Raw genomic sequence first — 24008 nt, 5'->3', positions numbered from 1 at the left:
ATGCGAGCGGCTCCATCGCCGCGATTCGCACCAAACCAGGTTTTCGACTTATAATCGAAAACGTGCCCCATAGTAACACCATCCACGAATCGCTCACCGCGGTGTTCCAGGTTCGCCGCTTTCCCCCGGGTATTTCCGCAGGTAGAGGTGCCAAGCATCCCGAGCTGGCGGTTCTGCTGTGGGAACGCGCGCTCGATCCGCAGAAGGGCACCTGGTCGCTGCCGGGCGGGCGGCTACGCGACGACGAGGACCTCGACACTTCCGCTCGGCGCCAGCTCGCCGAAAAGGTCGACGTGCGAGAACTGGCCCATCTCGAGCAGTTGTCGGTGTTCAGCAACCCCGACCGAGTCCCCGCTCCCCGCCGCATCGCGTCGGCCTACCTCGGCCTGGTTCCCCTCGCCACCGAACCCGAACTTCCGTCCGACACCACCTGGCACCCGGTCTCGAATCTGCCCGACATGTCCTTCGACCACGGCACCGTCGTCGACCACGCCCGCACCCGCCTGGCCGCCAAGCTCTCCTATACCAACATCGCCTACGCGCTGGCCCCGGACCTGTTCACCATGTCGACGCTGCGCGAGATCTATTGCGCCGCACTCGGCTACGACGTCGACACCACCAACCTCCAACGAGTACTGACCCGCCGCAAGGTGATCACCCCCACCGGTGTCACCGCGCCCTCCGGTCGAGCGGGAGGGCGCCCGGCGGCTCTCTACCGCTTCACCGACTCCGGCCTGCGCGTCACCGACGAATTCGCCGCGCTACGCCCACCGACCTGAGCGCGAGCCGCTCGCCATCGAGGCCTCGCATCCGGCAGGTCGGCTGCGAGGCTCCGGGGCGAATGGGAGTTTCAGGCTCGGGTCGGCAGCAATTCGGCGACAAGGGCTTCGACGCGGGACTTGATCTCGTCGCGGATCGGGCGCACCGACTCCACGCCTTTGCCCGCGGGATCTTCCAGGACCCAGTCGCGGTAGCTCACGCCGGGGAAGACGGGGCAGGTGTCGCCGCAGCCCATGGTGATGACGACGTCGGAGGTTTCCACGGCGTCGTAGGTGAGGATCTTCGGGGCCTGGTCGGCGATGTCGATGCCGAGTTCGGCCATCGCCGCGACCGCGGACGGGTTGACGGTTTCGGCGGGGGCGCTGCCCGCGGAGCGGACCTCGATGGCGTCGCCGGCGAGGTGAGCAAGGAATCCGGCGGCCATCTGAGATCGTCCGGCGTTGTGGACGCAGACGAATAACACGCTGGGCTTGGTGGTCATGTGGGGCAATGCCTTTCAGATGGCAGACGAAGTGGGGACGTTGTTGAACCGTTTGCGTAGCGCCAGGGAGACATAGACCAGCCCGACGAGGACGGGGACCTCGATGAGGGGGCCGACGACACCGGCGAGGGCTTGGCCGGAGGTGGCGCCGTAGGTGGCGATCGCTACGGCGATGGCGAGTTCGAAGTTATTGCCCGCGGCGGTGAAGGCGAGGGTGGTGGTGCGTTCATAGCCGAGGCCGATGGCCGCGCCCATGGCGTAGCCGCCGCCCCACATGATCGCGAAGTAGGCCAGCAGCGGGATCGCGATGCGGACCACGTCGAGCGGGCGGGCGGTGATCTGGTCGCCTTGCAGGGCGAACAGGATCACGATGGTGAACAGCAGCCCGTAGAGCGCCCACGGACCGATCGCCGGCAGGAACTTCGCGTCGAACCATTCGCGGCCCTTGGCGCGTTCGCCGAGGCGGCGGGTCAAGAACCCCGCCAGCAGGGGAATGCCGAGGAAGATCAGGACCGATTTCGCGATCTGCCACGGTGACACGTCGATGGTGGTTTGTTCGAGGCCGAGCCAGCCGGGCAGGACCGAGAGGTAGAACCAGCCGAGGGCGGCGAACATGAAGACCTGGAACACCGAGTTCAACGCGACGAGTACCGCGGCGGCTTCGCGGTCGCCGCAGGCCAGGTCGTTCCAGATGATGACCATGGCGATGCAGCGAGCCAAACCGACGATGATCAGACCGGTCCGGTACTCGGGCAGGTCGGGCAGGAACAGCCAGGCCAGGGCGAACATCAGTGCGGGTCCGAGCACCCAGTTCAACACCAGGGAGCTGACCAGGAGCTTGCGGTCGCCGGTGACGGAGTCGAGGCGGTCGTAGCGGACCTTGGCCAGCACCGGGTACATCATGATCAGCAGCCCGACCGCGATCGGGAGCGAGATGCCGTCGATCTCCACGGCGGACAGCGCATCGCCGAGGCCGGGAATCATCCGTCCGAGCAGCAGTCCGGCTGCCATCGCGACGCCGATCCAGACCGGCAGGAAACGGTCGAGCGTCGACAGTTTGCCCACGACAGCGGGATGGTCGGTCGTGGTGCTCATACGGTCACCGCTCCTGCCTCGGTCGCGAGCACATCCGAGAGCTGTCGCAGCGCATGCGGGACGACCCGGTAGTACACCCAGGACGCGCGGCGTTCGCTGGTCAGCAAACCGGCTTCACGCAGCACCTTCAGGTGGTGGGAGATGGTCGGCTGGGTGACGTCGATACCTGTCGACAGGTCGCATACGCATGCCTCGCCGTCGGCGCGGGACGCGATCGCTGAGAGCAGCCGCAACCGGACCGGGTCGGCGAGCGCCTTGAACAGCACGGCCAGCTCGGTGGCGGTCTCGCCGGTCATCGGTGCGCGGGTGCGGGGTGTGGCCTCACACGGGGGTGAGGCCACACTCAGCGGCAGATCCTGATTCGACATATGTCGATATTGATCGATGTCTAATCAGGAAGGCAAGCGAACATCGGGTGAACTCGCTCACTCACGAGGGTCAGCCGCAGCAGCTCGCGCCGGAATCGACGGCCTGCGTCTTGGCCGCGGTACCGCAGCAGGCGCCCTCGGCCTCGGCTTCGGCGGCGGTGCCGCAGCACACGTCGACGGATTCGGCGTCGGTGAGGCCGAGTTCGGGTGCGGTGCCGAAGGTTTCGCTGTCGGCCAGCACCGTGTAGACCTCCCACCGTTCGGCACCTGGTCCGGTCACCCACACCTTGTCCTGGGTGGCGAAGCAACACGTGGTCGCGATCTGCTCCTCGGTGAACAGGCCCGCGTCGGAGAGGCGGGCGATCTCCCCGTGTACCTGCTCGGAGGATTCGACCTCGACCCCGAGGTGGTTGATGGAGCCGCCCTGGCCCGCGTTCTCGATCAGTACGAGCTTGAGCGGGGGCTCGGCGATCGCGAAGTTGGCGTAGCCGGGCTTGCGCTTGGCTGGTTCGGTAGCGAACAGGGTGGAGTAGAACCGCACGGCGGTGTCGAGGTCGTCGACGTTGAGGGCGAGCTGGATACGAGACATGATCGAACCTCCACTTGTGTGACATATATCGAAGAACTTGTGGTGCCGATTCTGCTCACCTTTTCGACATATGTCAATACCGCGGGTAAGGTTGATTTCATGCCCAAGGCGCTACCCATGATCGACATGTCAGCCCCCGTCTGCTGCGCCCCCGTCGCGGCGGGGCCCGTCGACGACGCCGCCGCGCTGGAGGTGGCGTTGCGGCTCAAGGCGATCGCCGACCCGGCCAGGGTCAAATTGCTGTCACTGCTGCTGACCAGTCCGCTCGGCGAGGAGAACGGTGGCGACCTCGCCGCCGCGGTCGGTCTGAGCGAGTCCACGGTCTCTCATCATCTCGGCCAGTTACGCAAGGCGGGTCTGGTCGACTCCGAGCGGCGCGGGATGAACACGATCCACCGCGCCCGCCGCGACGCACTCTCCGCGTTGTGCACGGTGCTGGATCCCAACTGCTGCACGTGATCGTCTGCGTTGTCGCCAGGTGCGCTCCGCTCCTCAGGCGGTGAGTTCGCGCTGCAACGGGGTGCGGAAGCGGGGGATGGCGCGGACTTCGCCGAACCAGGTTGCGGTGCGGGATATTTCGGCATCGATGAGTTTTTCGGTGTCGGTGCCGACGTCTTCCAGTAGGCGGGTTACCACTTCGCCGTCGGGGCGTTGGGCCCAGCCGCCGACTATGCGGCCGTCGGCCCAGATGGAAGGGCCGATATTGCCGTTGGTGTCGAAGAGGGCGGACGTATGGGGGCCGAGGAACCAGTCTCGGGATTGCCAGCCCATGGGAGTGGGATCGAGGGCGGGGAGCAGGGCCGCCCAGGGTTCGGGGATGGGGACGGGGGCGAGGTCGTCGGCGAGGACTATGCCGGGGGTGCCGTCGAGGTCCACTTCGACTGTGTCGAGTTCCGCCAAGGCTTTTCGGACTTCGCCCAGTGTCCAGCCGGTCCACCATTTCAGATCGGTGATCGGTGCCGGGCCGAAGGCACGCAACCACTGACGCACCAGTTCGACACGCGCCTGTGCGGCGGGCAATGGTGAAAACCCTTCGGGTAGCCAGGTTTCCACTGGCGCCCAGGTGTACTGGCTGCTGGTCCAGCTGCCGTTCGGGCGGCCGCGCACAATGCGACCCTCGGCGCCGAGCACCACCAGCACCCAGGTGGTGATGCTGGTCGGTTTGGAATAGGGCTTGCCGGGGGCAGTGTCGATCTGGGTGCGCAGGCGTGGCACATCTTTGCTCAGCTGGATGCCGGTCGCCGCGCCGCGGGTCAGCAGCGCCGCGTGGGTCTCGGCTTCGACATCGGCCAGCCATGCCGAGATGTCGCCGTCGACCGCGCCCGCCTGTTCGATATAGCGGCCGTAGGTGCGGCGTTGCTTGTGGGCCAGCGCATCGCAGGTGGACGCCTGGAGCACCGGTAGCAACTCGGTCGGTGCGACGAACATCGTGCGGCGCATGGCCAGCATGCGAATCAGAGCACGGTCGTCGTACAGCGCCTTCTCGACATCGGCCGGGGTGAGGTCGACGCCCCGAGCGCCGACCGAAAGGAACACCGTCGCCGGATCGGTGGCGTGCAGAACCACCATCGAACGCGCGATGTCGACAGGGTCGTCCGAACGGGCCGACGGCGCGAGGCGATGCCTGGTTGCCAGGCGGGCGCGACGCTGCGCGATATCGATCGAGAGCATGAGCGGATGGTATGCGCGGGCACCGACAACCCACGCGCACTTGTGGCGCGAGCCCGGCCGACTGGGCTGCTGGCGAGGGCGAGCTACCTGCCACCGCCGAGACGTGGCAGCCTCGCGATGTAAGCCCAACCGGCGCAGCAGGGGTGAATGGTCGTGCGTAGTGTCCATTTTGTACAGAGTGTGCGGTTGTCGATTCTGTCACCGGGGGTGAATCTCGTTGCTATCGTCCGCTCATGAGCGCAGCGCCACCGGTTGTTACTGCGGCTGAGCTGGGGGTGGACGATGAGGAGCGGCCCGCGCGGGTGCTCTCCGGATTCCCCGGTCGGCTGGTCGGTGTTGTCGCGCTAGGGCTCGCGCTGTTGTCGGTGTGGCAGGTGTTCCGGCCGTTGGCGCAGGGCAGTCAGTACTACCTGGTCATTTTCCTGGCGGTCGCGCTACCGCTGGTGTATCTGAGCTATCGATCGTGGTGGGGTCCGCTCGATCGGGCTGATGGGCCCTCGGTGCTCGACTGGGTGCTGGCCGGGGTCACGCTGGTGGTGTGTCTGTATCCGGTGCTGCCGATCGGAATCGGTGACGCGGGTGGGGGATACGACGCGTTTCTCGACCGGCAGGGGATGCTGGCGCCGCTCGATGTCGTCATGGGTGGGTTGTTGCTGGTCCTCGTGCTCGAGGCATGTCGGCGTACCACCGGGGTGATCTTGCCGGTGGTGTGTCTGGTGTTCCTCGGGTACGGGTACTACGGCGGTCTGCTGCCGCAGGATTGGTCGATCGCGCACGCGGGGCTCGATATCGATCAGATCGTCGACGCGCTGTACAACTCCGGCAGCGGCTTCTACGGCACCCCGCTCGATGTGGCCGCCAGTTACATCGTGTTGTTCACGCTCTACGGGGCGGTACTCGAATTCTCCGGTGCGGCACGGTTCTTCGTGGATCTGTCGGTATCGTTGTTCCGTCGCTCGAAGAGTGCGGCGGGGCGGACGGCGGTGGCGTCGGGATTTCTGCTCGGGACGGTCTCGGGGTCGGGCACCGCGACCGCGGTGAGCACCGGCGCGGTGACCTGGCCGATTCTGCGCAAGGCCGGCTACCGGCCCGAACAGGCGGGCGGGATGCTCGCCGCGGCGGGAGTCGGTGCGATTCTGTCGCCGCCGACGCTGGGTGTCGCGGCGTTCATCGTCGCCGAATATCTCGACGTGTCGTATGTGACGGTGCTCGGATGGGCGCTGATCCCGACGTTGCTGTACTACCTCGGCATCCTGCTCTCGGTCGAGATCGACGCGCGCCGCTTCCACGCGGACGGGCGCGCACCCGCGGATCCGGCCGATGGTCCGCTGCCGACGCCGTGGTGGAAACTGCTGGGGCGCTTCGGGTATCACTTCTCGTCGCTGATCGTGATCGTCGTGCTACTGCTCGTCGGGATGAGCGCGACGCGCGCGGTCGTCTACGCCACGGCGCTCGCGCTGCTGCTCGCGATCCCGGACCGGATGCTGCGCAGTACCTCGGCGACCGACGAGGGTAAGAGTCACTCGCCTGTGGGTGCCGACCTCACGAAAACGTCGGCTGGGCAGGGTATTACGGAGTCAACTGGCAATACGAATGCTGACCGTGGCTCCGCATCGAAGGCGGACGGGCCCCGCTGGTCACGAAAGAGCGTGGGGCAGTTCGTGATCGAGGCATTGCGCTCGCTGTCGTATGGAATGCGCTCGGCGCTACCGGTAGTCGCGGTATGCGCGGCGGCGGGTGTGATCACCGCGATGACCACCAAGACCGGCCTCGGTGCGCAACTGGCCTCGCTACTGGTCAAGGCCGGATCGGTACTGTCCGACGATCCCGCCGTCGTCCTGGCGACCACCGCGGTGCTGGCGGCGATCGCGTTGTCGCTGCTCGGCCTGGCGGTGCCGGTGACGGCGTCGTTCGTCATCGGCTGGGTGATCATCGGGCCCGCGCTGCTCGACCTGCACGTCGCCGCCCCCGCCGCCGCCATGTTCGTCTTCTACTTCTCGGTGCTCTCGGAGGTGACGCCGCCGACCGCGCTGGCCGCCGTCGGTGCGGCCGCGGTGACCGGCGCGAAGGCCATGCCGACGATGTGGCACGCACTGCGGTACGCGCTGCCCGCCTTCCTGGTGCCACTGATGTTCGTGCTCACCGATTCCGGGCAGCATCTGCTCGGCCGCGGTGCGGTGCTCGACGTGCTCTGGGTCAGCGCGGCCGCCTGCGTCGGTGTCGCGGCGCTGGCGGCGGCGACGGGCGGATGGTTGTTCGGAATCGGCGCGATCGGCCCGATCGCGCGCGTGATCGCCGCCGCGGCGGGGCTGACGCTGCTGTACCCGAATCCGGTCGCCACCGGGATCGGGCTCGGACTGCTGGTCGTCGCCGCGGTGGCGGGTCTGGTCGAACGGGCGAACAGAACATCCACGGACACACCGTGATCCGCGGGAATCGGCAGGCGGCCCGGCCGTCGACGGAAGGGAACCTCATGGTCAGAACAATTGTCGCCGTGGTCGCGGCCGCCGCGTTACTCACCGGCTGCGGTGGTCGGCAGGACACCCCGACGGCCGACGCCGGTGGTGAGGTGACCTGTGAAGTGAAGCAGGACACCAGGATCGGCATCGCCACCGGCAACGCCACCGGCGTGTACTTCGCGCTGGGCAACGCCTACGCCGAGCAGATCTCCGCCGCCACCGGTGGCACCGTGAAGGCGACCGCGGCCGAGACCGGCGCCTCGGTGCAGAACATCGGGCAGGTTGTCGGCGGCACCTATCAGGTCGGCTTCTCGCTCGCCGACTCCGCGGCCGACGCGGTCGCGGGCAAGGGCAGCTTCACCAGCTCGCAGCCGATTCGCGCACTGGCCCGGCTCTACGACAACTACACCCAGGTCATCGTGCGCACCGACGCCGGTATCAACTCCCTCGCCGACCTGCGCGGCAAACGGGTCTCCACCGGCTCGCCCAAATCGGGCACCGAGGTGATCGCCCAGCGCGTCCTGCAAGCCGCGGGCCTCAACCCCGACAGCGACGTCGCCGCGCAGCGCCTCGACCTGACCAAGACCGTCGACGGGCTCAAGGAAGGATCCATCGACGCCATGTTCTGGTCCGGTGGCCTGCCGACGCCGGGCATCACCGACCTGTTCACCACCGCCAAGGACAAGGTCCGCTTCCTCGACATCACCGGGGTGCTGCCGAAACTGAAGGAGATCAACCCGGTCTACGAGACGGGGTCGATCCCGGCCGCCACCTACGGCCTGACCGCCGACGCGCCGACCATCGTGGTGCCCAACCTGCTCATCGTGCGTGAGGACCTCGACGCGAATCTGGCCTGCGTGCTCACCGAGACGCTGTTGGATCGCAAACCCCAACTGGAACAGGCGAATCCGGCCGCCAAGGGGATCAACGCCGACACCGCGAGCAAAACGGCGCCGGTGCAGCTGCATCGCGGGTCGGAGGTCGCGCTGCGCTGACGCCTCGGACGGACCCGCGCCGGCACGTGGGTTCCTCGCGACCCCTGCGACGGTAGGGGCTGCGAGGACCGTGTCATGTGGGCGATGGAACGCGCGAGGATGTGCTGGACCCCTGCCCATGGTGCGGGGACAATCGCGACATGAAACGGGTCGGGTTCGTCGTGGCGGTGTGCGCGTTGCTGTTCGCCGTGCCGGCCGGGGTCGGGCCCGGCTCGCGTGCGCAACCGGTGTGCACCGCGGGTGTCGACCTGCGCCAGGTCGCGATCACGGTGGACGGCGAGCGGGCGACCGGGCGCGTGTACGAGCCGTATCACTGTGTCCCGGGCGATATCTCGGCGACGAAGTTGGTGGTCGCCGTGCACGGGCACGGTGGGTCGTCGGCCGATTTCGCGCCGTACATGACCTCGCTCGCGGCGACGGGCGGATCGCCGATTCTGCTCATGGACCTGCGCGACGCCGACGGACCGTGGCGCACCGGTGACTGGAATCTGTGGGCGGGCTGGCACGACCTGGTGGCGGCGACACAGTGGTATCGCGGCGAGCATCCCGGTATCGCGTCCACCGTCCTGTGGGGATGGAGCCAGGGCGGCATCACCAGCGGGCTCGCGGTGGCACACGGGCCGCCCGGACTGTTCGACTACTGGGTCGACAACTACGGTCCCGCCGACGATTTCACCATGTGGGCGGCCAGTGGGTCGGTGAATCCGGCACTGCCGCGCCAGATCGAACGTGACGCGGGCGGCTGTACGCCGATGATTTGCCCGCTCGCCTACATCGAACGCTCGCCCGCGCTGCTCGCCGACCGGATGAGCATGCGCAGGGCCTTCCTGATCCACGGCACCGCCGATGCCGTCGTGCCCTTCGCCACCAGCGTGGAATTGCGTGCGGCGCTGACCGCGGCGGGCAAACCGTTCTCTTTCTACACCGTGGTCAGCGGGCGCGACCTCACCGGCGCGATCGTCCACGGCGATCACTCGGTCGGGCCCGCGCTGTTCGAGGGCGGGTGCGTGGTGTTGCGGCTGCTCGCGGGGACCGAGCCGCTCGCGCCGCAGGTCAGTGACTATGTCGTCGATGTCGGGCACGGCCTGGTGACGGCGCCCCCGGCGCCCGCGGGCGCGAAGTGCGCGGCCTGAGGGCGTGGGAACAACGTTTGCCGAACGGGGGTTGTGCGAGGGACACCGACCGGAACGAGGATGCGATGACCGACGTAGTGCCCGACGATCACGGCTGGCAGGGTGGCGAGCTCGATCTGGACGCCTATCTGGCGCGGATCGGCTATGACGGGCCGCGCACCGCCTCGGTCGACACCCTGCGCGCACTGGTGCGTGCCCATACCACCACGATCCCGTTCGAGAATCTCGAGATCATCCTCGGCCGTGGCATCCCGCTGGACCTGAATTCCTTGCAGGACAAGATGATCGGTCACCGTCGCGGTGGCTACTGCTACGAGAATGTCGGAGTCTTCGCCGCCGCGCTCGAACGGTTCGGGTTCGGTGTCACCGGACTCAGCGGCCGGGTCACCTACGGTGTGGCCGACACCGGCGCGCTGCGGCCCGCGACCCATGCCCTGCTTCGCGTGCGCACTCCTGACGACGATCGCGTCTGGATCTGCGATGTCGGTTTCGGTTTCGGACCACTGGAGCCGTTCGAATTGGTGGACAGCGGCGGCGAATTCACGCTCGGCGACTGGCGCTACCGGCTGGAGCACCGGGCAGGTGATCTGTGGGTGCTGTTCCAGTTCGGCCGCGACGGCTGGATCGACCGCTACACCTTCACCGAGAACCCACAGTTCCGCATCGACTACGCGGTCGGCAACCACTACGTGTCGACATCGCCACGCTCGCCGTTCACCACTCGACCGTTTCTCCAGCGATTCCTGCCCGAGGTCCACCACGTCCTCGACGACCTGACGCTCAGCTCGGAATATCCCGACGGCACCGCCACTTCGCGTGACATCGATCCCACCGAGCTGACCAAGGTGGTGGCCGAAGTGTTCGATATCGACCTGGCCGAAACCGACGCCACCACCCTCGCGACCATGCCCTGGCGAACGGGATAGCACCCGCACCCACGGCACGGCGGTTTGCTTCCTGGATGTCCCTACGGCAAATTGATGGTTACTTGCCGGGAAACAATTCCTTTGTGGGGGCCGATTCTGTGGGGTCGTTGGTGCCGAATGTTCGGACCGCATCGCCGGTTGTACCGGGTGCGGCGGTCCGTGGCACCGCCGAACGGCGGCAGGATCTGGACGGGCTGCGTGGGGTAGCGATCGCGCTCGTGGTGGCGTTCCACGTGTGGGCGGGCCGCGTATCCGGCGGTGTCGACGTTTTTCTGGTGCTGTCGGGGTTCTTCTTCACCGGCGCTGTGGTGCGCGGGGTGGAGCGCAGTGGCGCGGTGTCGACGAGGGAGACGGCGCGACGGACCGTACGCAGGTTGATGCCGTCGTTGGTCGTGGTGTTAGCGGCAGTTCTGCTGGCCACAGTGGTGTTGCGGCCGTATACCCAGCTGGGCGAGGCCGCCGCGCAGACGTTGGCCTCGATGTTCTACGGCCAGAACTGGTATCTGGCCACCGCCGAACTCGACTATCTCTCACCCGATCCGTCGGTGAGCCCGTTGCAGCATCTGTGGTCGATGTCGGTGCAGGGGCAGTTCTACCTGGTGATCTTCGCGCTCCTGGCGGGGTGGGCCTGGTTGCGCAGGCGCGGAACGGCGGGGCGCCGCACCTTGGTGATCGTGCTGGCCGGACTGGCGTCGCTGTCGTTCTGGTACGCGGCATCGGGCAGCGCGCAGCACCAGGCGTGGACCTATTACGACAGTGTCGCGCGCGGCTGGGAGTTGCTGGCCGGTGCGATTCTGGCCGTCGCGGCACCCTGGTTGCGGATGCCGAACCGGCTGCGTGGGCTCGCGGCCGCGCTCGGGCTGGCCATGGTTGCCTCGTGCGGGCCGCTGTTCGACGGCGCGAATCAGTTTCCCGGTGTCGCGGCACTGTGGCCGGTGGCGGCCGCCTGCCTGGTGATCGCCTCGGGGTTCGCGGCTGCGACGCAGGCGTGGCCGAACCGGCTGCTGGCCGGACGGTTCTGCACCGAACTGGGCGCGCTGGCCTATCCGCTGTACCTGTGGCACTGGCCGATCCTGATCTTCTATCTGGGCGAGACCGGGCGTGCGAATGCCGGGGTCGTCGACGGGCTGGTGGTGATCGGCGTCTCGCTGGTCCTGGCGTATGCGACCGCCCGCCTGATCGAGACGCCCCTGCGGATGCCGCCTCGCGGTCAGCGAGCGGAAAACCGCAAGGTGACCGGCACTCTGGTCACCGCCACGGCGGTCGCGGTGCTGATCGCCTCGCTGGGGTGGCAAGTGGTGCTGGTGGCGAACCCGGCGGCGCCGCCGCGGGCACTGGACAACCACCGCTATCCGGGCGCCGCGGCCCTGTTCTCCGGTGCCGAATACTCACCGGAACCCATGCGCCCCACGATCTTCGAAGGACACGCCGACACCCCACCGCCGACCACCGACGGCTGCATCACGCCCAACCGCGAAGTGCGCGTCTGTACCTACGGCGACCCCACCGCCACCCGCTCGATCGCACTGGTCGGCGGCTCGCACTCCGAGCACTGGCTGCCCGCGCTGGAACCGCTCGCCGTCGAACACGGGTTCCGGGTGGTCTCCTATCTCAAGGAAGGCTGTCCGGTCGTGCTCGCCGATCAGCCGTCCTACGCGGAGTGGCCGTTCCCCGAATGCCACGAATGGTCCGTCGAGGTGCTCGACCGGCTGTCCGCCGAGCCACCGAACTGGGTGCTGACCCTGTCCACCCGCTACCGCATGAACGGTCTGGGCGACGAGGTGCCCGCCGAATACCTCGAGGTGTGGACGGCGATGCAGGACCGGGGGTTCAATGTGCTCGCGCTGCGTGACACACCACGGCTGCGCCGCGACGGTGTCCTCTACCGCGCCACCGATTGCCTCGCCCATCGCGGCGACCCCGACAGCTGCGGACTCGATCGCGCCGACGTCCTCGACCCGCAAGATCCCGCCCGGGAACCGGCCGCCGGCTACCCGAATGTGCATCCGCTCGACCTGTCCGACGCCGTCTGCCGACCACAGCGCTGCCGGGTGGTCGAGGGCAATGTGCTCATCTATCGCGACGAGCACCACCTGACTGCCAGCTACGCTCGCTCGCTCGCTCCCGAACTCGGCCGCCAGATCGGGGCGATCACCGGGTGGTGGTAGCGGACGGGCTCGTCACAGCAGAAACGATAACCCCACCGGCACCACGGATCGAGCTAGTCTCGGACCCGTGCGCACACCACGGAAGGCATCGGTCCTGCTCGTCGCGCTCGCTGCGCTGCCGCTGGCCTGCTCGTCCGGACCCGACCAACCGCAGACCGTCGCCGAGTCCTTCGCCGCCGCGCTGACCAGCGGAGACGCGTCCGCCGCCGCCGCACTCACCGACGCACCGGAGCAAGCCCGCCCGGTTCTGACCGCGCTGTTCGACAACCTCGGCAAGAACGACACGGTCCGGGTGTCGTCCACCGACGACAAGTCCTTCACGCTGGAATCCACCTGGAAATTCGGCCCCGACGGCCGCAACGCGTGGACCTACTCGAGTGCCGGAACCACCACCGGCGACGATGAGTGGAAGATCGCCTGGCAGCCGACCACAGTCGCGCCCGGCCTCGACCTCGGCGCGCTCAGCTACAGCCCGGTCGCCGCGAAACCGGCCAGAGTGCTCGATGCCTCCGGTGGTGACCTGATGACCCAGCAGGTGGTCACGCTGGTGAACGTCGCCCCCGATGCCGACCTGTCCGCCGTCGCCGCGCTGCTCGCGCCGCAGGGCATCACCGAGGCCACCCTGCGTACGGATCTGGCTGCGGCACAGGGTAAACCGATCACCGCCATCGCCCTGCGCGATGCCGACATCGCGCCCGTGCAGCAGGCGCTGACCGGCGTGCGCGGGGTGACGCTCGCGCCACAGACCCGGCTGCTCACCGTCGACAAAACCCTCGCCGGACCCACGATCGGGGGCCTTGCCGAGATCTGGCAGGAGCAGGCCGACGCCGCCGCGGGCTGGGCGATCCGCGCACAGACCGCCGAAGGCACCCAGCGCATCGCCGGACCCGCTGCGTTGCCGACCACTGACATCGCCAGCACCATCGACATCGACCTACAGCACGCCGCGGAGGACGCGCTCACCCCGATCGCCACCCCGTCCGCCATCGTCGCACTGCGCCCCTCGACCGGCGAGGTGCTGGCCGTGGCGCAGAACGCGCCCGCCGATGCCCAGGGCCCGATCGCGCTGACCGGGCTCTACCCGCCGGGATCCACGTTCAAGACCGTCACGGTCTCGGCGGCACTGCAAGCGGGCGGCGTCACGCCGGACACCGTGCTGCCCTGCCCCGGCCGCGCCACCATCGAGGGCCGCACGATTCCCAACGACAACGGCTTCGACCTGGGTATGGTGCCCCTGCACACCGCGTTCGCGCGCTCGTGCAACACCACGATGGCCGAGTTGGGAGTGAAGTTGCCCGCCGATGGATTGACCGCGGCCGCCCAACAGCTGGGTCTCGGGGTGGACTATGTGACACCCGGCTTGACGACTGTCACAGGGAAAGTTCCATCCGCTGAAAATCCCGCGCAACGGGTCGAATCGAGCATCGGACAGGGCACGGTGACCGCCTCGCCGTTCGGGATGGCGCTCGTCGCGGCCTCCCTCGCGCACGGTTCCGCGCCCGCGCCGAGCGTTATCCGGGGCCGTCCCGGCACCCCGGATCGGCCGTCGGCGCCGGTGCCCGCGACGGTGACGTCGCAGCTAGAGACCATGATGGGGGAGACCGTGAGTGCGGGCACAGCCACCGCGCTACGCGATATCCCCGGTCTGCTCGGCAAGACCGGTACCGCCGAGTACCTCGACGACACCCACGCCCACGGGTGGTTCGTCGGCATCAAGGACGACCTGGCGTTCGCGGTGTTCGTCGCGGACGCCGGCAGCTCCGGACCGGCGGTCGAGGCAGCGGGACGGATGCTACGTGTGACACCATGAGTCGTCTTTCCCCCCGCAGGCGAGCAATCCCCCCGCTGCCGCACGCGGTCATCACCCAGCCAGCTACACTCGGCGGCGGACCATACCCATGGTCAATACGCGGGATGTCACAATTTCGAGAAGGTTCGGAGTAGGCGCCATCGATACCGGTCAGAAGATCGCGGAGCATTACCGCCTGGTCGAGCGTATTGGTAGCGGCGGCACAGGCGTTGTATGGCGTGCTGTCGACGAACGCCTCCAACGCTCCGTGGCAGTGAAGCAGATCCACATCAAACCCAGCTTGCCCGAGGGCGAGCGGGATGTGTTGCGCCAGCGCGCGATTCGGGAAGCCCGTAACGCGGCACGCTTCCAGCATCCCAACGCCATCGTGGTATTCGACATCACCGAGCACAACGGTGATCCGTGCCTGGTGATGGAGTACCTCAAGTCGGTCAGCCTCGCGGGCGAGCTGGGCCAGAAGGGCCCGCTGCCGCTGCTCGAGGTCGCCCGCATCGGCGAGAAGGTGGCCTCCTCCCTGATCGCCGCCCACCAGGCCGGCCTGGTGCACCGCGACGTGAAACCGGGCAATATCCTGCTCGGCGACCACGGTGAGGTGAAGATCACCGACTTCGGCATCTCCCGCGCGGCAGGCGACGTGACGCTCACCGAGACCGGCCTGATCTGCGGTACCGCCGCCTACCTGGCACCCGAGGTGGCGCGCGGCTCCGATCCGACGCCCGCCGCCGACGTATTCGCCCTCGGCGCAACGCTTTTCCACGCGCTGGAAGGTGAACCGCCCTACGGCGCCAACGCCAACCCCCTAGCGGTGCTCTACGCCGCCGCCAACGGGCAGGTGCGCGAGCCCCACAACGCGGGCCCGGCCACCGACTTCCTGCTCGACCTGCTCAGCCCGGACCCCCTCGACCGTCCGACGATGACCGAGGCCCGCGACGCGCTGGCCGCCTTCGCCGACGACGAGAACGCGGTCCCCGCCGGATTCGTGCCTGCCAGTGAGGCTTTCAATCGCCGCAACTCCGCGGCGACCACCCAGGTGATCCGGCAGTCCGGTCGCCGGGCCTCGCATGCGGGCGCGTCCACGGCCACCACCCGCCAGATCCGCTCGAACCCGCGTCCACAGGTCCGTCAGGACACGGCCGCGCACCCGCGCACCCAGGCCCAGCCCATGCCCGCCCCGCGCAAGCAGGCAGGCAAGGGACGCGCGGTGCTGATCGGGTCCGGTGTCGGCGCGGTAGTGGCGGCGATCGCCGTCGCCGTCAGCGCGCTGAGCACCTCCGACTCGGACTCGCCGAAGGTGCAGGCCGGTCCGCAGACTTCGGTGCAGGCCTCGGCGGCTCCCAAGCCGAGCGCGGCTGTTCCCCCGCTCGGGCAGGCCAGCAATGTCGGCACCGTCGATATCGGATCGGCCGGTCTGCTGGTCGAGGACTTCTTCAGTAACCCGGCCGGCTCGTGGTCGCTGCTCACCCCCGCCGCACAGCAGGTCTACGGCAGTGAATCCGCGTTCCGTGAGTACTGGAACGCCCGCACCGTCGACACCTTCGCCAGCATCACCGCGGTGAGCGGCAACAATGCCGACGGTTCCACGAATATGCGCCTGGCCAGCATCACCATCAACGGCTCGACCAAGGCCATGGTCATGCGCGTGGTGAGCTCGGGCGGCAGTCTGCGCATCGACGGGGATACCCGCTAGTGGGAGGCGGGCGAGCCCGGTCAGCGGCTCGCCCGGCTACCCGCCGCCCAGGTCGCCAGTAGTCGCAGGGCAGTGGTGGTGGGGGAGCCCGGTTCCGCCGTGTGCGCGATGAGCGCCTGATCGGGGTCGTCGGGCAGGCGCAGCGTCTCATAGCCGAGATCGAGGCGCCCGACCACCGGGTGCAGGTACACGTAGCGTCCGTGGGTCTTGTCGCGCAGTTCGTGCCGAGCCCACAGCTCGCCGAATTCGGGTGAGGCAGTGGCGAGTTCGTCGATGAGCGCGGCGATCCCGGCATCACCGGGATTGCGGGCGGCATCCAGACGCAAGTACGCCACGACATCATCGGCCTTGGCCTGCCAGTCCTCGTAGAGCTCGCGCATGCCCTCGTCGAGGAACACCAGCCTGGCCAGATTGCGCTGTGAGGGTGCGAGCGCGGAGAAGTCGGTGATCAGTGCGGCGGCCAGCGCGTTCCACGCCAGCACATCGGTGCCGCGGCCGACGATGTAAGCCGGAACATCGGACGCCGAGTCGAGCAGGCGGCGCAGGCCGGGACGAACATGTTGCGTCGGCTGCGGTTCGGGACCCGACCACGGTCTGGCGAGGCGATACAGGTGATCTCGTTCGAGTGGGTTCAGGCGCAGCGCCTGGGCGACCGCGTCCAGAACGGACTCCGAGAAATGCAATGTGCGGCCTTGCTCCAGGCGCACATAGTGGTCGACGCTCACCCCGGCGACCATCGCCAGCTCCTCACGGCGCAAACCGGGCACGCGCCTGTGCCCGCCGAAATCGGTCAGGCCGACTTCTGTCGGGTTGAGTCTGGCCCTGCGGGAGCGCAGAAATTCGCCGAGTTCGGCGCGTCGATCCAAGGTCACCTGTCCAGTATCGCCGGGCTCGGCGGGGCGAGGGTGGGCACGCCGTGCCCAGGCATCGCGCGCACTGTCGCCGATTGCCGCGGCGACGAAAAGTAGTGGTCATGACAAACACCACTCGCCCCTTCGGCGACACCGGTATGGACCTCACTCCGCTCGGCTTCGGCACCTGGGTGATCTCCGGCCTCGGCTGGCAGTACTCCTGGGGTGCGACCGACGACGCGGACTCGGTCGCTGCCATCGAACATGCCGTCACGGGCGGCCTGAACTGGATCGACACCGCCCCCGCCTATGGGCACGGGCATGCCGAGGAACTGGTCGGTCGCGCGCTGGCCGGGTTGCCTGCCGCTGATCGACCGTATCTGTTCACCAAGGTGGGTCTGATCTGGGAAGAAGGCGACGATCCGACGGGGCCGCCGCGTCGGATCATGCGCCCGGAGAGCGTGCGCAAGGAGTTGGAGGGATCGCTGCGGCGACTGAATGTCGACCACGTCGATCTGTACCAGGTGCATTGGCCGGACACCGGCGCCGCGTTCGTCTACGGCGAGCAGGGCGAGGCGACCGATGCCGCGACCCCGCTAGCCGAGTACTGGCAGGTGATGGCCGACTTGAAGAAGGAAGGGAAGGTCAGGTCGATCGGGTTGTCCAACCACGACGTGGCTCAGCTCGCCGAAGCCGAGCAGGTCGCCCATGTCGACGCCATCCAGCCGCCGTTCTCGGCGATCAACCGTTCGGCCGCGCCCGAGATCGCCTGGGCGCATGCCAACGGCTCCGGCGTGATCACGTTCTCGCCGCTGCAGTCGGGGCTGCTGACCGGTGCATTCACCGCCGAACGTGCGGCGGCGCTCGGGGCTGACGACTGGCGCTCGAGCAGTGCCGACTTCACCACCGGATTGACCGCCAACCTGGCTCTCGTCGCGGCGCTGCGGCCGATCGCGGCCCGCCGCGGTATGTCGGTCGCAGAGGTCGCGCTGGCGTGGAACATCGCCTGGCCGGGCGTCACCGGTGCCATCGTCGGTGCGCGCACTCCCGCGCAGATCGATGGCTGGATCGGCGCCGGTGCGCGCGTGCTGACCGACGAGGATCTCGTTGATATCGCCGCCGCGATTGTCGCGACCGGTGCGGGCGTCGGTCCTGCGCGGGTGCTGTCGGCATGACGCTGCATGTGATCGCTCGGCTGCGCGCGGAATCGGGCCGGGAAGACCGGCTGCGTACGGCGCTCGAGGCGATGATCGAGCCGAGTCTGGCCGAGTCGGGGTGCCTGTCCTACCAGCCCTTCGCCGATCCCAACGACGCCGCGACCATGGTGGTGATCGAACAGTGGACCGGACCCGACGCGCTCGACGCGCACTTCGCGACACCGCACTTCCGTCACGTGTCGGCGGTACTCGAGCTGGTGCTCGCCGAACCCATGGTGATCGATCGGCTCGTCGCGGGATGAGCCACCTGGCGGCGGACTCGGTGATCATGCCGAGTCCGCTGCCTGCGTGTGGGGCTGGGTCGGTGACCGACGCGCAGGAGACCGCAAGACGGGGCGGGGGAGGAGCGCTGGAAAACCGATGGCAGGCGACCATTAGGCTGGTACCTGACCTGAGCCCCAGCACAGAACAGGACCGTACCCCGATATGACTTCCCGCATCGAGCTCGCCCGCGTCGATCTGCGCGGTCGTACTCCTTCCGCTGCCGAGCTGCGCACCGCGCTGCCGCGCGGAGGAGTCGACGTGGACTCGGTGCTGCATCATGTGCGGCCGGTCGTCGAGGACATTCGTGACCGCGGTGCCGAGGCGGCGCTGGATTACAGCGAGAAGTTCGACGGTGTTCGTCCCGCCGTCGTGCGGGTGCCCGTTGCCGAGCTGACCAAGGCGCTCGCCGAGCTGGACCCGGCCGTGCGCGCCGCGCTCGAGGTGGCGATCGAGCGGACCAGGAAGGTGCACGCCGATCAGCGGCGCACCGACACGGTGACCGAGGTCGTGCCGGGCGGCACCGTGACCGAGAAGTGGCTGCCGGTCGAGCGGGTCGGGCTGTATGTGCCCGGTGGCAATGCCGTGTATCCGTCCTCGGTCGTGATGAATGTGGTCCCGGCGCAGGCCGCGGGTGTCGAGTCGCTGGTGGTGGCCTCGCCGCCGCAGGCGCAGTTCGGTGGGCTGCCGCACCCGACGATCATGGCGGCCGCCGCGATGCTCGGTGTCGACGAGGTGTGGGCTGTCGGTGGCGCGCAGGCGGTGGCGCTGCTGTCCTATGGCGGTACCGATACCGACGGCGGCGCGCTCGAGCCTGTCGACCTGATCACCGGGCCGGGCAATATCTATGTCACCGCGGCCAAGCGGTTGTGCCGTGGGCTGGTCGGCATCGATGCCGAGGCGGGCCCGACCGAGATCGCGGTGCTGGCCGATGCCACGGCCGATCCGGGGCATGTGGCCGCTGATCTGATCAGCCAGGCCGAGCACGATGTGCTCGCCGCCAGTGTGCTGGTCACCGATTCCGTCGCGCTGGCCGATGCGGTCGACGCTGCGCTGAACGCGCAACTCGCCGTGGTCAAGCACCACGATCGAGTGCGGGAAGCATTGAGCGGCAAGCAGTCCGGGATCGTGCTCGTCGACGACATCGCGCAGGGCCTGCGTGTCGTCGACGCCTATGCCGCCGAGCACCTCGAGATCCAGACCGTCGACGCCGCCGCGGTGGCCGCGCGCGTACGCAGTGCGGGTGCGATCTTCGTCGGGCCGTGGGCGCCGGTCAGCCTGGGTGACTACTGCGCGGGCTCCAATCACGTGCTGCCGACCGCGGGTTGCGCGCGGCACTCCTCGGGGCTGAGCGTGCAGACGTTCCTGCGTGGCATCCACATCGTGGAGTACACCGAGGCGGCGTTGAAGGATGTCGCCGGACACGTTGTCGCCCTTGCCAATGCGGAGGATCTGCCCGCACACGGGCAGGCTGTGCAGGCGCGTTTCGAGGCGCTGTCATGAGAACACCCACCGTGCCCGGCGCCTCGGCGACCCTGGACCAACTTCCCCTGCGCGATAACCTGCGGGGCAAATCACCGTATGGCGCACCGCAATTGACGGTGCCGGTGCAGCTCAACACCAACGAGAACCCGCACCCGCCGAGCAAGGCACTGATCGACGACGTCGCCGAATCGGTGCGTGCCGCCGCCGCGGACCTGCACCGGTACCCGGATCGCGATGCCGTCGCACTGCGTCACGACCTGGCCGAGTACCTGACCCGCCAGACCGGTGTCGCTGTCGACACCGCGAATGTGTGGGCGGCCAACGGCTCCAACGAGATTCTGCAGCAGCTGTTGCAGGCGTTCGGCGGGCCCGGCCGCAGCGCACTGGGTTTCGTGCCGTCGTACTCGATGCACCCGATCATTTCCGAGGGCATCGATACCGAGTGGGTCGAGGCCAAGCGCAGCGGTGACTTCTCGCTCGATATCGACTACGCGGTGGCGCAGATCGCCGAACGTCGCCCCGATGTGGTGTTCGTGACGAGTCCGAACAACCCGACCGGGCACAGCATCCCGATCGACGAGCTCGAGCGGATTCTCGATGTCGCGCCCGGCATCGTCGTCGTGGACGAGGCGTACGGCGAGTTCTCGGCGGCCCCGAGTGCGATCGCCTTGATCGACCGGTTCCCGACCAAGCTCGTGGTCACCCGGACCATGAGCAAGGCGTTCGCCTTCGCGGGTGGGCGCCTGGGTTACCTGGCAGCCTCGCCCGCGGTGATCGACGCGATTCTGTTGGTGCGGTTGCCGTACCACCTGTCGGTCGTCACCCAGGCCGCCGCGCGTGCGGCGCTGCGCCATGCTGACGAAACCCTCGGCAGCGTCGCGGAATTGGCGGCCCAGCGTGATCGGGTCGCCGCCGCGCTGTCCTCGCTCGGCTTCGATGTGATCCCCAGCGACGCCAACTTCGTGCTGTTCGGCCGGTTCACCGATGCGGGCGCCGCGTGGCAGCACTACCTCGACGCGGGCGTGCTGATCCGCGACGTCGGCATCCCCGGTTACCTGCGCGCCACCATCGGCCTCGCCGCCGAGAACGACGAATTCCTGCGCGTGAGCCGCGACATCGCGGGCACCGACCTTACTCACTGAATCTACCCGTGGAGGCGAGGTCTAGTGGCTCTACCTGGCCCACGTAACCGAGAAGAACGGCTGCACCACCGTAGTGGCGAACCAGGAATCGTTGTCGCCGCAGGCAGAGATGGTCGAGGACCTTCTCGCGATCGTGCACACCTTTTCCTGTCGTCTATCCGGTCTGCGCCGCTACGAGGAGGCGTTGAAGATCGAGCTGACCGGCGGCGGCGCGTGAAGGTCACCCGAATCGCGTACAGCAGCCACCTCAACGACGGAAAGTATGGGCAGCTTCAAGAGCAGGCCCGGCGTCTTGGTGTGGTGCGGTCGCTGGTGTGGCGGCAGTTCGGTTCGATCCAGGGTCTGGCGTGGTCGGATCGGCAGATTCGCGATGTGTGGATCGTCGACGGCACCGCGCAATCCTTCGACGTGCTGGCCAACGCCTGGAAAGAGACAGTGCGCGACGCGGTCGCCGATATCACCGCGAACCGCGAGGCTGCAAAAGTCAACGTACGCCGGGCGATCAACCGGCGCACCGACAACGAGACCGAGCGCAAGCGCCTGTACACCGCCCTGAAGCGCGACACCTGGGTCAGAGACCCGTACCTGTCCAGGCTCATGCGTCGGCACTGGCGGCGCGGCCGGAACAGGACGACGAATCAGATCGTGGTCCGCGCCGATCACTACAAAACGTTCACCCTCGCTGAGGGCGGCAACCTCTGGCTGGCCGTGCCAGGTTTGGAACGCCGAGAGCTCGTGCGTATCCCGCTGAACACCACCGTAGCGCCCACCGGCACGCTGCGGCTGATCCTGCGCAGCAACCGGGTCGAAGTGCATTACCAGGTCGACGCCGAGGCGATGAAGTCTTCGAATCGGCCGGTCGGCGACCGCACGGTCGGCGTCGACAAGGGATACACCGAAGTCCTCACCGACTCCGACGGCGAGCATCACGGACCCGAGTTGGGTGATCTGCTGACAGCCGAGTCCGACCATCGCAAAACCAACAACGCCCGGCGCGCCAAGCTCCGCAGCGTCGCGGAGAAGGCCGAGCAACGCGGCGACCTGGCGAAGGCCCAGCGTATCCGTGGTAACAACCTCGGTACCCGCAAGCGTGAGCGGCGTTCGAACGCCTGGCAGTGCCGGGTCCGCGACATCACCTTCCAAGCCGTCCACAAAGTCGCCGACAAAGCAGCGGTGATCGTGGCCGAAGACCTCACCAAGACTTTCGCCGGCCGCAAGAAGCTGGGGAAGAACACGAACCGAAGGCTTGCCGCGTGGACCAAGGGTGTCACCGCGGAAGCACTTCAGGCCGTGTCGGACCGCAGAGGTTCTGCGGTGCGGCTGGTCAACGCTGCCTATACCTCTCAGGTCGTTCCCTTCACGAATATCCTTGGTGTTCGCAAAGGGGACCGGCTTCACTGCACCGAGTGCAGGGCGGTATGGCAAGCAGACCACGCCGCAGCGATCAACATCCAGGAGCGAGACGGCGATCCCGACATCTCCCTGCACACCAAGCACACGCTGGTGAAGCAGATCCTCCAGGATCGGACCGATCGCCATCGGACCAGACTGCCGGTCCAGGGCTCCAGCACGTCACTGTGTGCGTGCGGAGAGCGAAATATCCGAATGCTCGACTCTGAGCGCTGAGTAGGAAGCAGGAACACATCATGAGCAGAACAGCGCGGGTGGAACGCGTCACCAAAGAGTCCTCGATTCTGGTGGAGCTGAACCTCGACGGCACCGGGCAGACCGAGATCTCCACCGGGGTGCCGTTCTACGACCACATGCTGACCGCACTCGGCGCGCACGCCGGATTCGACCTGGTCGTGCGGGCCGAGGGCGATATCGAGATCGAAGCGCACCACACGGTCGAGGACACCGCCATCGTGCTGGGCCAGGCACTCGGGCAGGCGCTGGGCGACAAGAAGGGCATCCGCCGCTTCGGCGACGCGTTCATCCCGATGGACGAAACCCTCGCGCACGCCGCCGTCGACGTGTCCGGCCGGCCGTACTGCGTGTTCACCGGCGAGCCGGAACACCTGATGCACACCATCATTCCCAGCGCGGGCCCCGGCGCCTCGTACTCGACCGTGCTCAACAAGCACGTCTTCGAGTCGATCGCGCAGAACGCCCGCATCGCCCTGCACGTGCGGGTGCTCTACGGCCGCGACCAGCACCACATCACCGAGGCCGAATTCAAGGCTGTCGCACGGGCTTTGCGCGCCGCCGTCGAAATCGACCCCCGGGTCAGTGGTGTGCCGTCCACGAAGGGTGTGCTGTGAAATCCGTCGTTCTGCTCGACTACGGTTCCGGCAACCTGCACTCCGCCGAGCGCGCGCTGGTGCGTGCCGGTGCGCAGGTGGAGGTCACCGCCGATCCCGAGGCCGCGCTGGCCGCTGACGGACTTGTCGTCCCCGGTGTCGGCGCGTTCGCCGCATGCATGGCGGGCCTGCGCGAGGTGCGCGGTGAACGCATCATCGGGCAGCGCCTCGCAGGTGGTCGTCCCGTGCTCGGCATCTGCGTCGGCATGCAGATCATGTTCGACCGCGGCGTCGAGTTCGGTATCGAGACCGAAGGCTGCGGAGAATGGCCCGGCACGGTCGCAGGCCTGGACGCGCCCGTCCTGCCGCACATGGGCTGGAACACGGTCAAGGCGCCTGCCGACAGCACCCTGTTCGCCGGCATGGACGCCGACACCCGCTTCTACTTCGTCCACTCCTACGCGGCCCAGCAGTGGGAGCTGCCCGCGAACGAGCACATCGCACCCCCGAAGCTCACCTGGGCCGAGCACGGTGTGCCGTTCCTGGCCGCCGTCGAGAACGGGCCGTTGTCGGCGACTCAGTTCCACCCGGAGAAGTCCGGGGACGCGGGTGCGCAGTTGCTGCGCAACTGGATCGGATCGCTGTAGTTC

The 24008-nt window shown here is 67.9% G+C and carries 22 protein-coding genes and 1 pseudogene; 17 read left to right on the top strand and 6 right to left on the bottom strand.

Translation table 11 applies throughout. The annotated features are described in order from the left end of the window. Positions 1-62 precede the first annotated feature (62 nt). A complete protein-coding gene (locus tag ACFWO8_RS23310; protein WP_378957463.1) occupies positions 63-779 on the top strand; it encodes an NUDIX domain-containing protein in 717 nt (238 codons plus the stop codon). Between the two features lie 71 nt (positions 780-850). On the opposite strand, the gene ACFWO8_RS23305 is transcribed toward ACFWO8_RS23310, so the two are convergent. From ACFWO8_RS23305 to ACFWO8_RS23290, 4 genes are all read right to left on the bottom strand, one after another. Then, a complete protein-coding gene (locus ACFWO8_RS23305; RefSeq protein ID WP_378957462.1) occupies positions 851-1261 on the bottom strand; it encodes an arsenate reductase ArsC in 411 nt (136 codons plus the stop codon). 15 nt (positions 1262-1276) lie between these two features. Further along, positions 1277-2356 (bottom strand): ACR3 family arsenite efflux transporter, encoded by a 1080-nt coding sequence (gene arsB / locus ACFWO8_RS23300; RefSeq protein WP_378957461.1) that lies wholly within the window; start codon positions 2354-2356, stop codon positions 1277-1279. Further along, entirely contained in the window at positions 2353-2724 is a 372-nt protein-coding gene (locus tag ACFWO8_RS23295) for an ArsR/SmtB family transcription factor (protein WP_378957460.1), read from the bottom strand. The genes arsB and ACFWO8_RS23295 overlap by 4 nt, the downstream gene beginning before the upstream one ends. Positions 2725-2794: 70 nt before the next feature. After that, positions 2795-3313: an ArsI/CadI family heavy metal resistance metalloenzyme gene (locus tag ACFWO8_RS23290; RefSeq protein ID WP_378957459.1), complete on the bottom strand. Its 519-nt coding sequence runs from the start codon at positions 3311-3313 to the stop codon at positions 2795-2797. 99 nt (positions 3314-3412) lie between these two features. On the opposite strand from ACFWO8_RS23290, the gene ACFWO8_RS23285 reads away from it, so the two are divergent. Continuing rightward, positions 3413-3772, top strand: a complete 360-nt coding sequence (locus ACFWO8_RS23285; RefSeq protein ID WP_378957533.1) for an Rv2640c family ArsR-like transcriptional regulator — start codon at positions 3413-3415, stop codon at positions 3770-3772. Between the two features lie 33 nt (positions 3773-3805). Here ACFWO8_RS23285 and ACFWO8_RS23280 read toward each other — a convergent pair whose 3' ends face one another. Next, positions 3806-4984, bottom strand: coding sequence for a winged helix DNA-binding domain-containing protein (locus ACFWO8_RS23280; RefSeq protein ID WP_378957458.1), 1179 nt, complete (start codon positions 4982-4984; stop codon positions 3806-3808). Between the two features lie 233 nt (positions 4985-5217). On the opposite strand from ACFWO8_RS23280, the gene ACFWO8_RS23275 reads away from it, so the two are divergent. The 7 genes from ACFWO8_RS23275 to ACFWO8_RS23245 all read left to right on the top strand — a co-directional run bounded on the left by ACFWO8_RS23275 (position 5218) and on the right by ACFWO8_RS23245 (position 16162). After that, positions 5218-7410 carry a TRAP transporter permease gene (locus ACFWO8_RS23275; RefSeq protein WP_378957457.1) on the top strand — a complete coding sequence of 731 codons (2193 nt, stop codon included), beginning with the start codon at positions 5218-5220 and terminating at the stop codon, positions 7408-7410. Between the two features lie 47 nt (positions 7411-7457). Beyond that, a complete protein-coding gene (locus ACFWO8_RS23270; protein WP_378957456.1) occupies positions 7458-8438 on the top strand; it encodes a TAXI family TRAP transporter solute-binding subunit in 981 nt (326 codons plus the stop codon). A gap of 140 nt (positions 8439-8578) precedes the next feature. Beyond that, complete coding sequence (locus ACFWO8_RS23265; RefSeq protein WP_378957455.1) at positions 8579-9571, top strand: alpha/beta hydrolase family protein; 993 nt, start codon at positions 8579-8581, stop codon at positions 9569-9571. A gap of 65 nt (positions 9572-9636) precedes the next feature. Further along, entirely contained in the window at positions 9637-10497 is an 861-nt protein-coding gene (locus ACFWO8_RS23260; protein WP_378957454.1) for an arylamine N-acetyltransferase, read from the top strand. A gap of 35 nt (positions 10498-10532) precedes the next feature. Continuing rightward, positions 10533-12665 carry an acyltransferase family protein gene (locus tag ACFWO8_RS23255; RefSeq protein WP_378957453.1) on the top strand — a complete coding sequence of 711 codons (2133 nt, stop codon included), beginning with the start codon at positions 10533-10535 and terminating at the stop codon, positions 12663-12665. 67 nt (positions 12666-12732) lie between these two features. Continuing rightward, entirely contained in the window at positions 12733-14475 is a 1743-nt protein-coding gene (locus tag ACFWO8_RS23250; RefSeq protein WP_378957452.1) for a penicillin-binding transpeptidase domain-containing protein, read from the top strand. Positions 14476-14587: 112 nt separating this feature from the next. Continuing rightward, positions 14588-16162, top strand: a complete 1575-nt coding sequence (locus tag ACFWO8_RS23245) for a protein kinase (protein ID WP_378957531.1) — start codon at positions 14588-14590, stop codon at positions 16160-16162. Between the two features lie 20 nt (positions 16163-16182). Here the strand turns inward: ACFWO8_RS23245 and ACFWO8_RS23240 are convergent, their stop codons facing one another. Continuing rightward, a complete protein-coding gene (locus ACFWO8_RS23240; protein WP_378957451.1) occupies positions 16183-17034 on the bottom strand; it encodes a helix-turn-helix transcriptional regulator in 852 nt (283 codons plus the stop codon). A 101-nt stretch (positions 17035-17135) separates the two neighbouring features. Here ACFWO8_RS23240 and ACFWO8_RS23235 point away from each other — a divergent pair, with 101 nt between their 5' ends. The 8 genes and pseudogenes from ACFWO8_RS23235 to hisH all read left to right on the top strand — a co-directional run bounded on the left by ACFWO8_RS23235 (position 17136) and on the right by hisH (position 24005). Further along, positions 17136-18188: an aldo/keto reductase gene (locus ACFWO8_RS23235; RefSeq protein ID WP_378957450.1), complete on the top strand. Its 1053-nt coding sequence runs from the start codon at positions 17136-17138 to the stop codon at positions 18186-18188. Beyond that, entirely contained in the window at positions 18185-18472 is a 288-nt protein-coding gene (locus ACFWO8_RS23230; protein WP_378957448.1) for a putative quinol monooxygenase, read from the top strand. Before ACFWO8_RS23235 ends, ACFWO8_RS23230 begins: the two co-directional genes overlap by 4 nt. A 184-nt stretch (positions 18473-18656) precedes the next feature. Continuing rightward, a complete protein-coding gene (gene hisD / locus ACFWO8_RS23225; protein ID WP_378957444.1) occupies positions 18657-19994 on the top strand; it encodes a histidinol dehydrogenase in 1338 nt (445 codons plus the stop codon). Continuing rightward, entirely contained in the window at positions 19991-21118 is a 1128-nt protein-coding gene (locus tag ACFWO8_RS23220; RefSeq protein ID WP_378957439.1) for a histidinol-phosphate transaminase, read from the top strand. Before hisD ends, ACFWO8_RS23220 begins: the two co-directional genes overlap by 4 nt. Positions 21119-21152: 34 nt before the next feature. Continuing rightward, positions 21153-21335 (top strand): annotated as a pseudogene (locus tag ACFWO8_RS23215) (hypothetical protein); the annotation flags it as partial. A 155-nt stretch (positions 21336-21490) separates the two neighbouring features. After that, positions 21491-22744 (top strand): zinc ribbon domain-containing protein, encoded by a 1254-nt coding sequence (locus tag ACFWO8_RS23210; protein ID WP_378957434.1) that lies wholly within the window; start codon positions 21491-21493, stop codon positions 22742-22744. Positions 22745-22764: 20 nt separating this feature from the next. Next, the gene (hisB, locus tag ACFWO8_RS23205; protein WP_378957430.1) at positions 22765-23379 is read left to right on the top strand and encodes an imidazoleglycerol-phosphate dehydratase HisB; all 615 of its coding nucleotides are present in this window, start codon (positions 22765-22767) and stop codon (positions 23377-23379) included. Further along, on the top strand, positions 23376-24005 hold the full coding sequence (hisH, locus tag ACFWO8_RS23200; RefSeq protein ID WP_378957425.1) for an imidazole glycerol phosphate synthase subunit HisH: 630 nt from the start codon (positions 23376-23378) through the stop codon (positions 24003-24005). The genes hisB and hisH overlap by 4 nt, the downstream gene beginning before the upstream one ends. Positions 24006-24008 lie beyond the last annotated feature (3 nt).

Origin of the sequence: Nocardia sp. NPDC058480, assembly GCF_042720495.1 — a bacterium.
Classification (GTDB): domain Bacteria; phylum Actinomycetota; class Actinomycetes; order Mycobacteriales; family Mycobacteriaceae; genus Nocardia.
This window is presented reverse-complemented; position numbering and strand designations above follow the sequence as displayed.

Bases quoted from the DNA above. Each gene is read 5' to 3' on its own strand.
- ACFWO8_RS23305 (WP_378957462.1), bottom strand. From the start codon at position 1,261: ATGACCACCAAGCCCAGCGTGTTATTCGTCTGCGTCCACAACGCCGGA.
- arsB (WP_378957461.1), bottom strand. From the start codon at position 2,356: ATGAGCACCACGACCGACCATCCCGCTGTCGTGGGCAAACTGTCGACG.
- ACFWO8_RS23295 (WP_378957460.1), bottom strand. From the start codon at position 2,724: ATGTCGAATCAGGATCTGCCGCTGAGTGTGGCCTCACCCCCGTGTGAG.
- ACFWO8_RS23290 (WP_378957459.1), bottom strand. From the start codon at position 3,313: ATGTCTCGTATCCAGCTCGCCCTCAACGTCGACGACCTCGACACCGCC.
- ACFWO8_RS23285 (WP_378957533.1), top strand. From the start codon at position 3,413: ATGCCCAAGGCGCTACCCATGATCGACATGTCAGCCCCCGTCTGCTGC.
- ACFWO8_RS23280 (WP_378957458.1), bottom strand. From the start codon at position 4,984: ATGCTCTCGATCGATATCGCGCAGCGTCGCGCCCGCCTGGCAACCAGG.
- ACFWO8_RS23275 (WP_378957457.1), top strand. From the start codon at position 5,218: ATGAGCGCAGCGCCACCGGTTGTTACTGCGGCTGAGCTGGGGGTGGAC.
- ACFWO8_RS23270 (WP_378957456.1), top strand. From the start codon at position 7,458: ATGGTCAGAACAATTGTCGCCGTGGTCGCGGCCGCCGCGTTACTCACC.
- ACFWO8_RS23265 (WP_378957455.1), top strand. From the start codon at position 8,579: ATGAAACGGGTCGGGTTCGTCGTGGCGGTGTGCGCGTTGCTGTTCGCC.
- ACFWO8_RS23260 (WP_378957454.1), top strand. From the start codon at position 9,637: ATGACCGACGTAGTGCCCGACGATCACGGCTGGCAGGGTGGCGAGCTC.
- ACFWO8_RS23255 (WP_378957453.1), top strand. From the start codon at position 10,533: ATGTCCCTACGGCAAATTGATGGTTACTTGCCGGGAAACAATTCCTTT.
- ACFWO8_RS23235 (WP_378957450.1), top strand. From the start codon at position 17,136: ATGACAAACACCACTCGCCCCTTCGGCGACACCGGTATGGACCTCACT.
- ACFWO8_RS23230 (WP_378957448.1), top strand. From the start codon at position 18,185: ATGACGCTGCATGTGATCGCTCGGCTGCGCGCGGAATCGGGCCGGGAA.
- hisD (WP_378957444.1), top strand. From the start codon at position 18,657: ATGACTTCCCGCATCGAGCTCGCCCGCGTCGATCTGCGCGGTCGTACT.
- ACFWO8_RS23220 (WP_378957439.1), top strand. From the start codon at position 19,991: ATGAGAACACCCACCGTGCCCGGCGCCTCGGCGACCCTGGACCAACTT.
- hisB (WP_378957430.1), top strand. From the start codon at position 22,765: ATGAGCAGAACAGCGCGGGTGGAACGCGTCACCAAAGAGTCCTCGATT.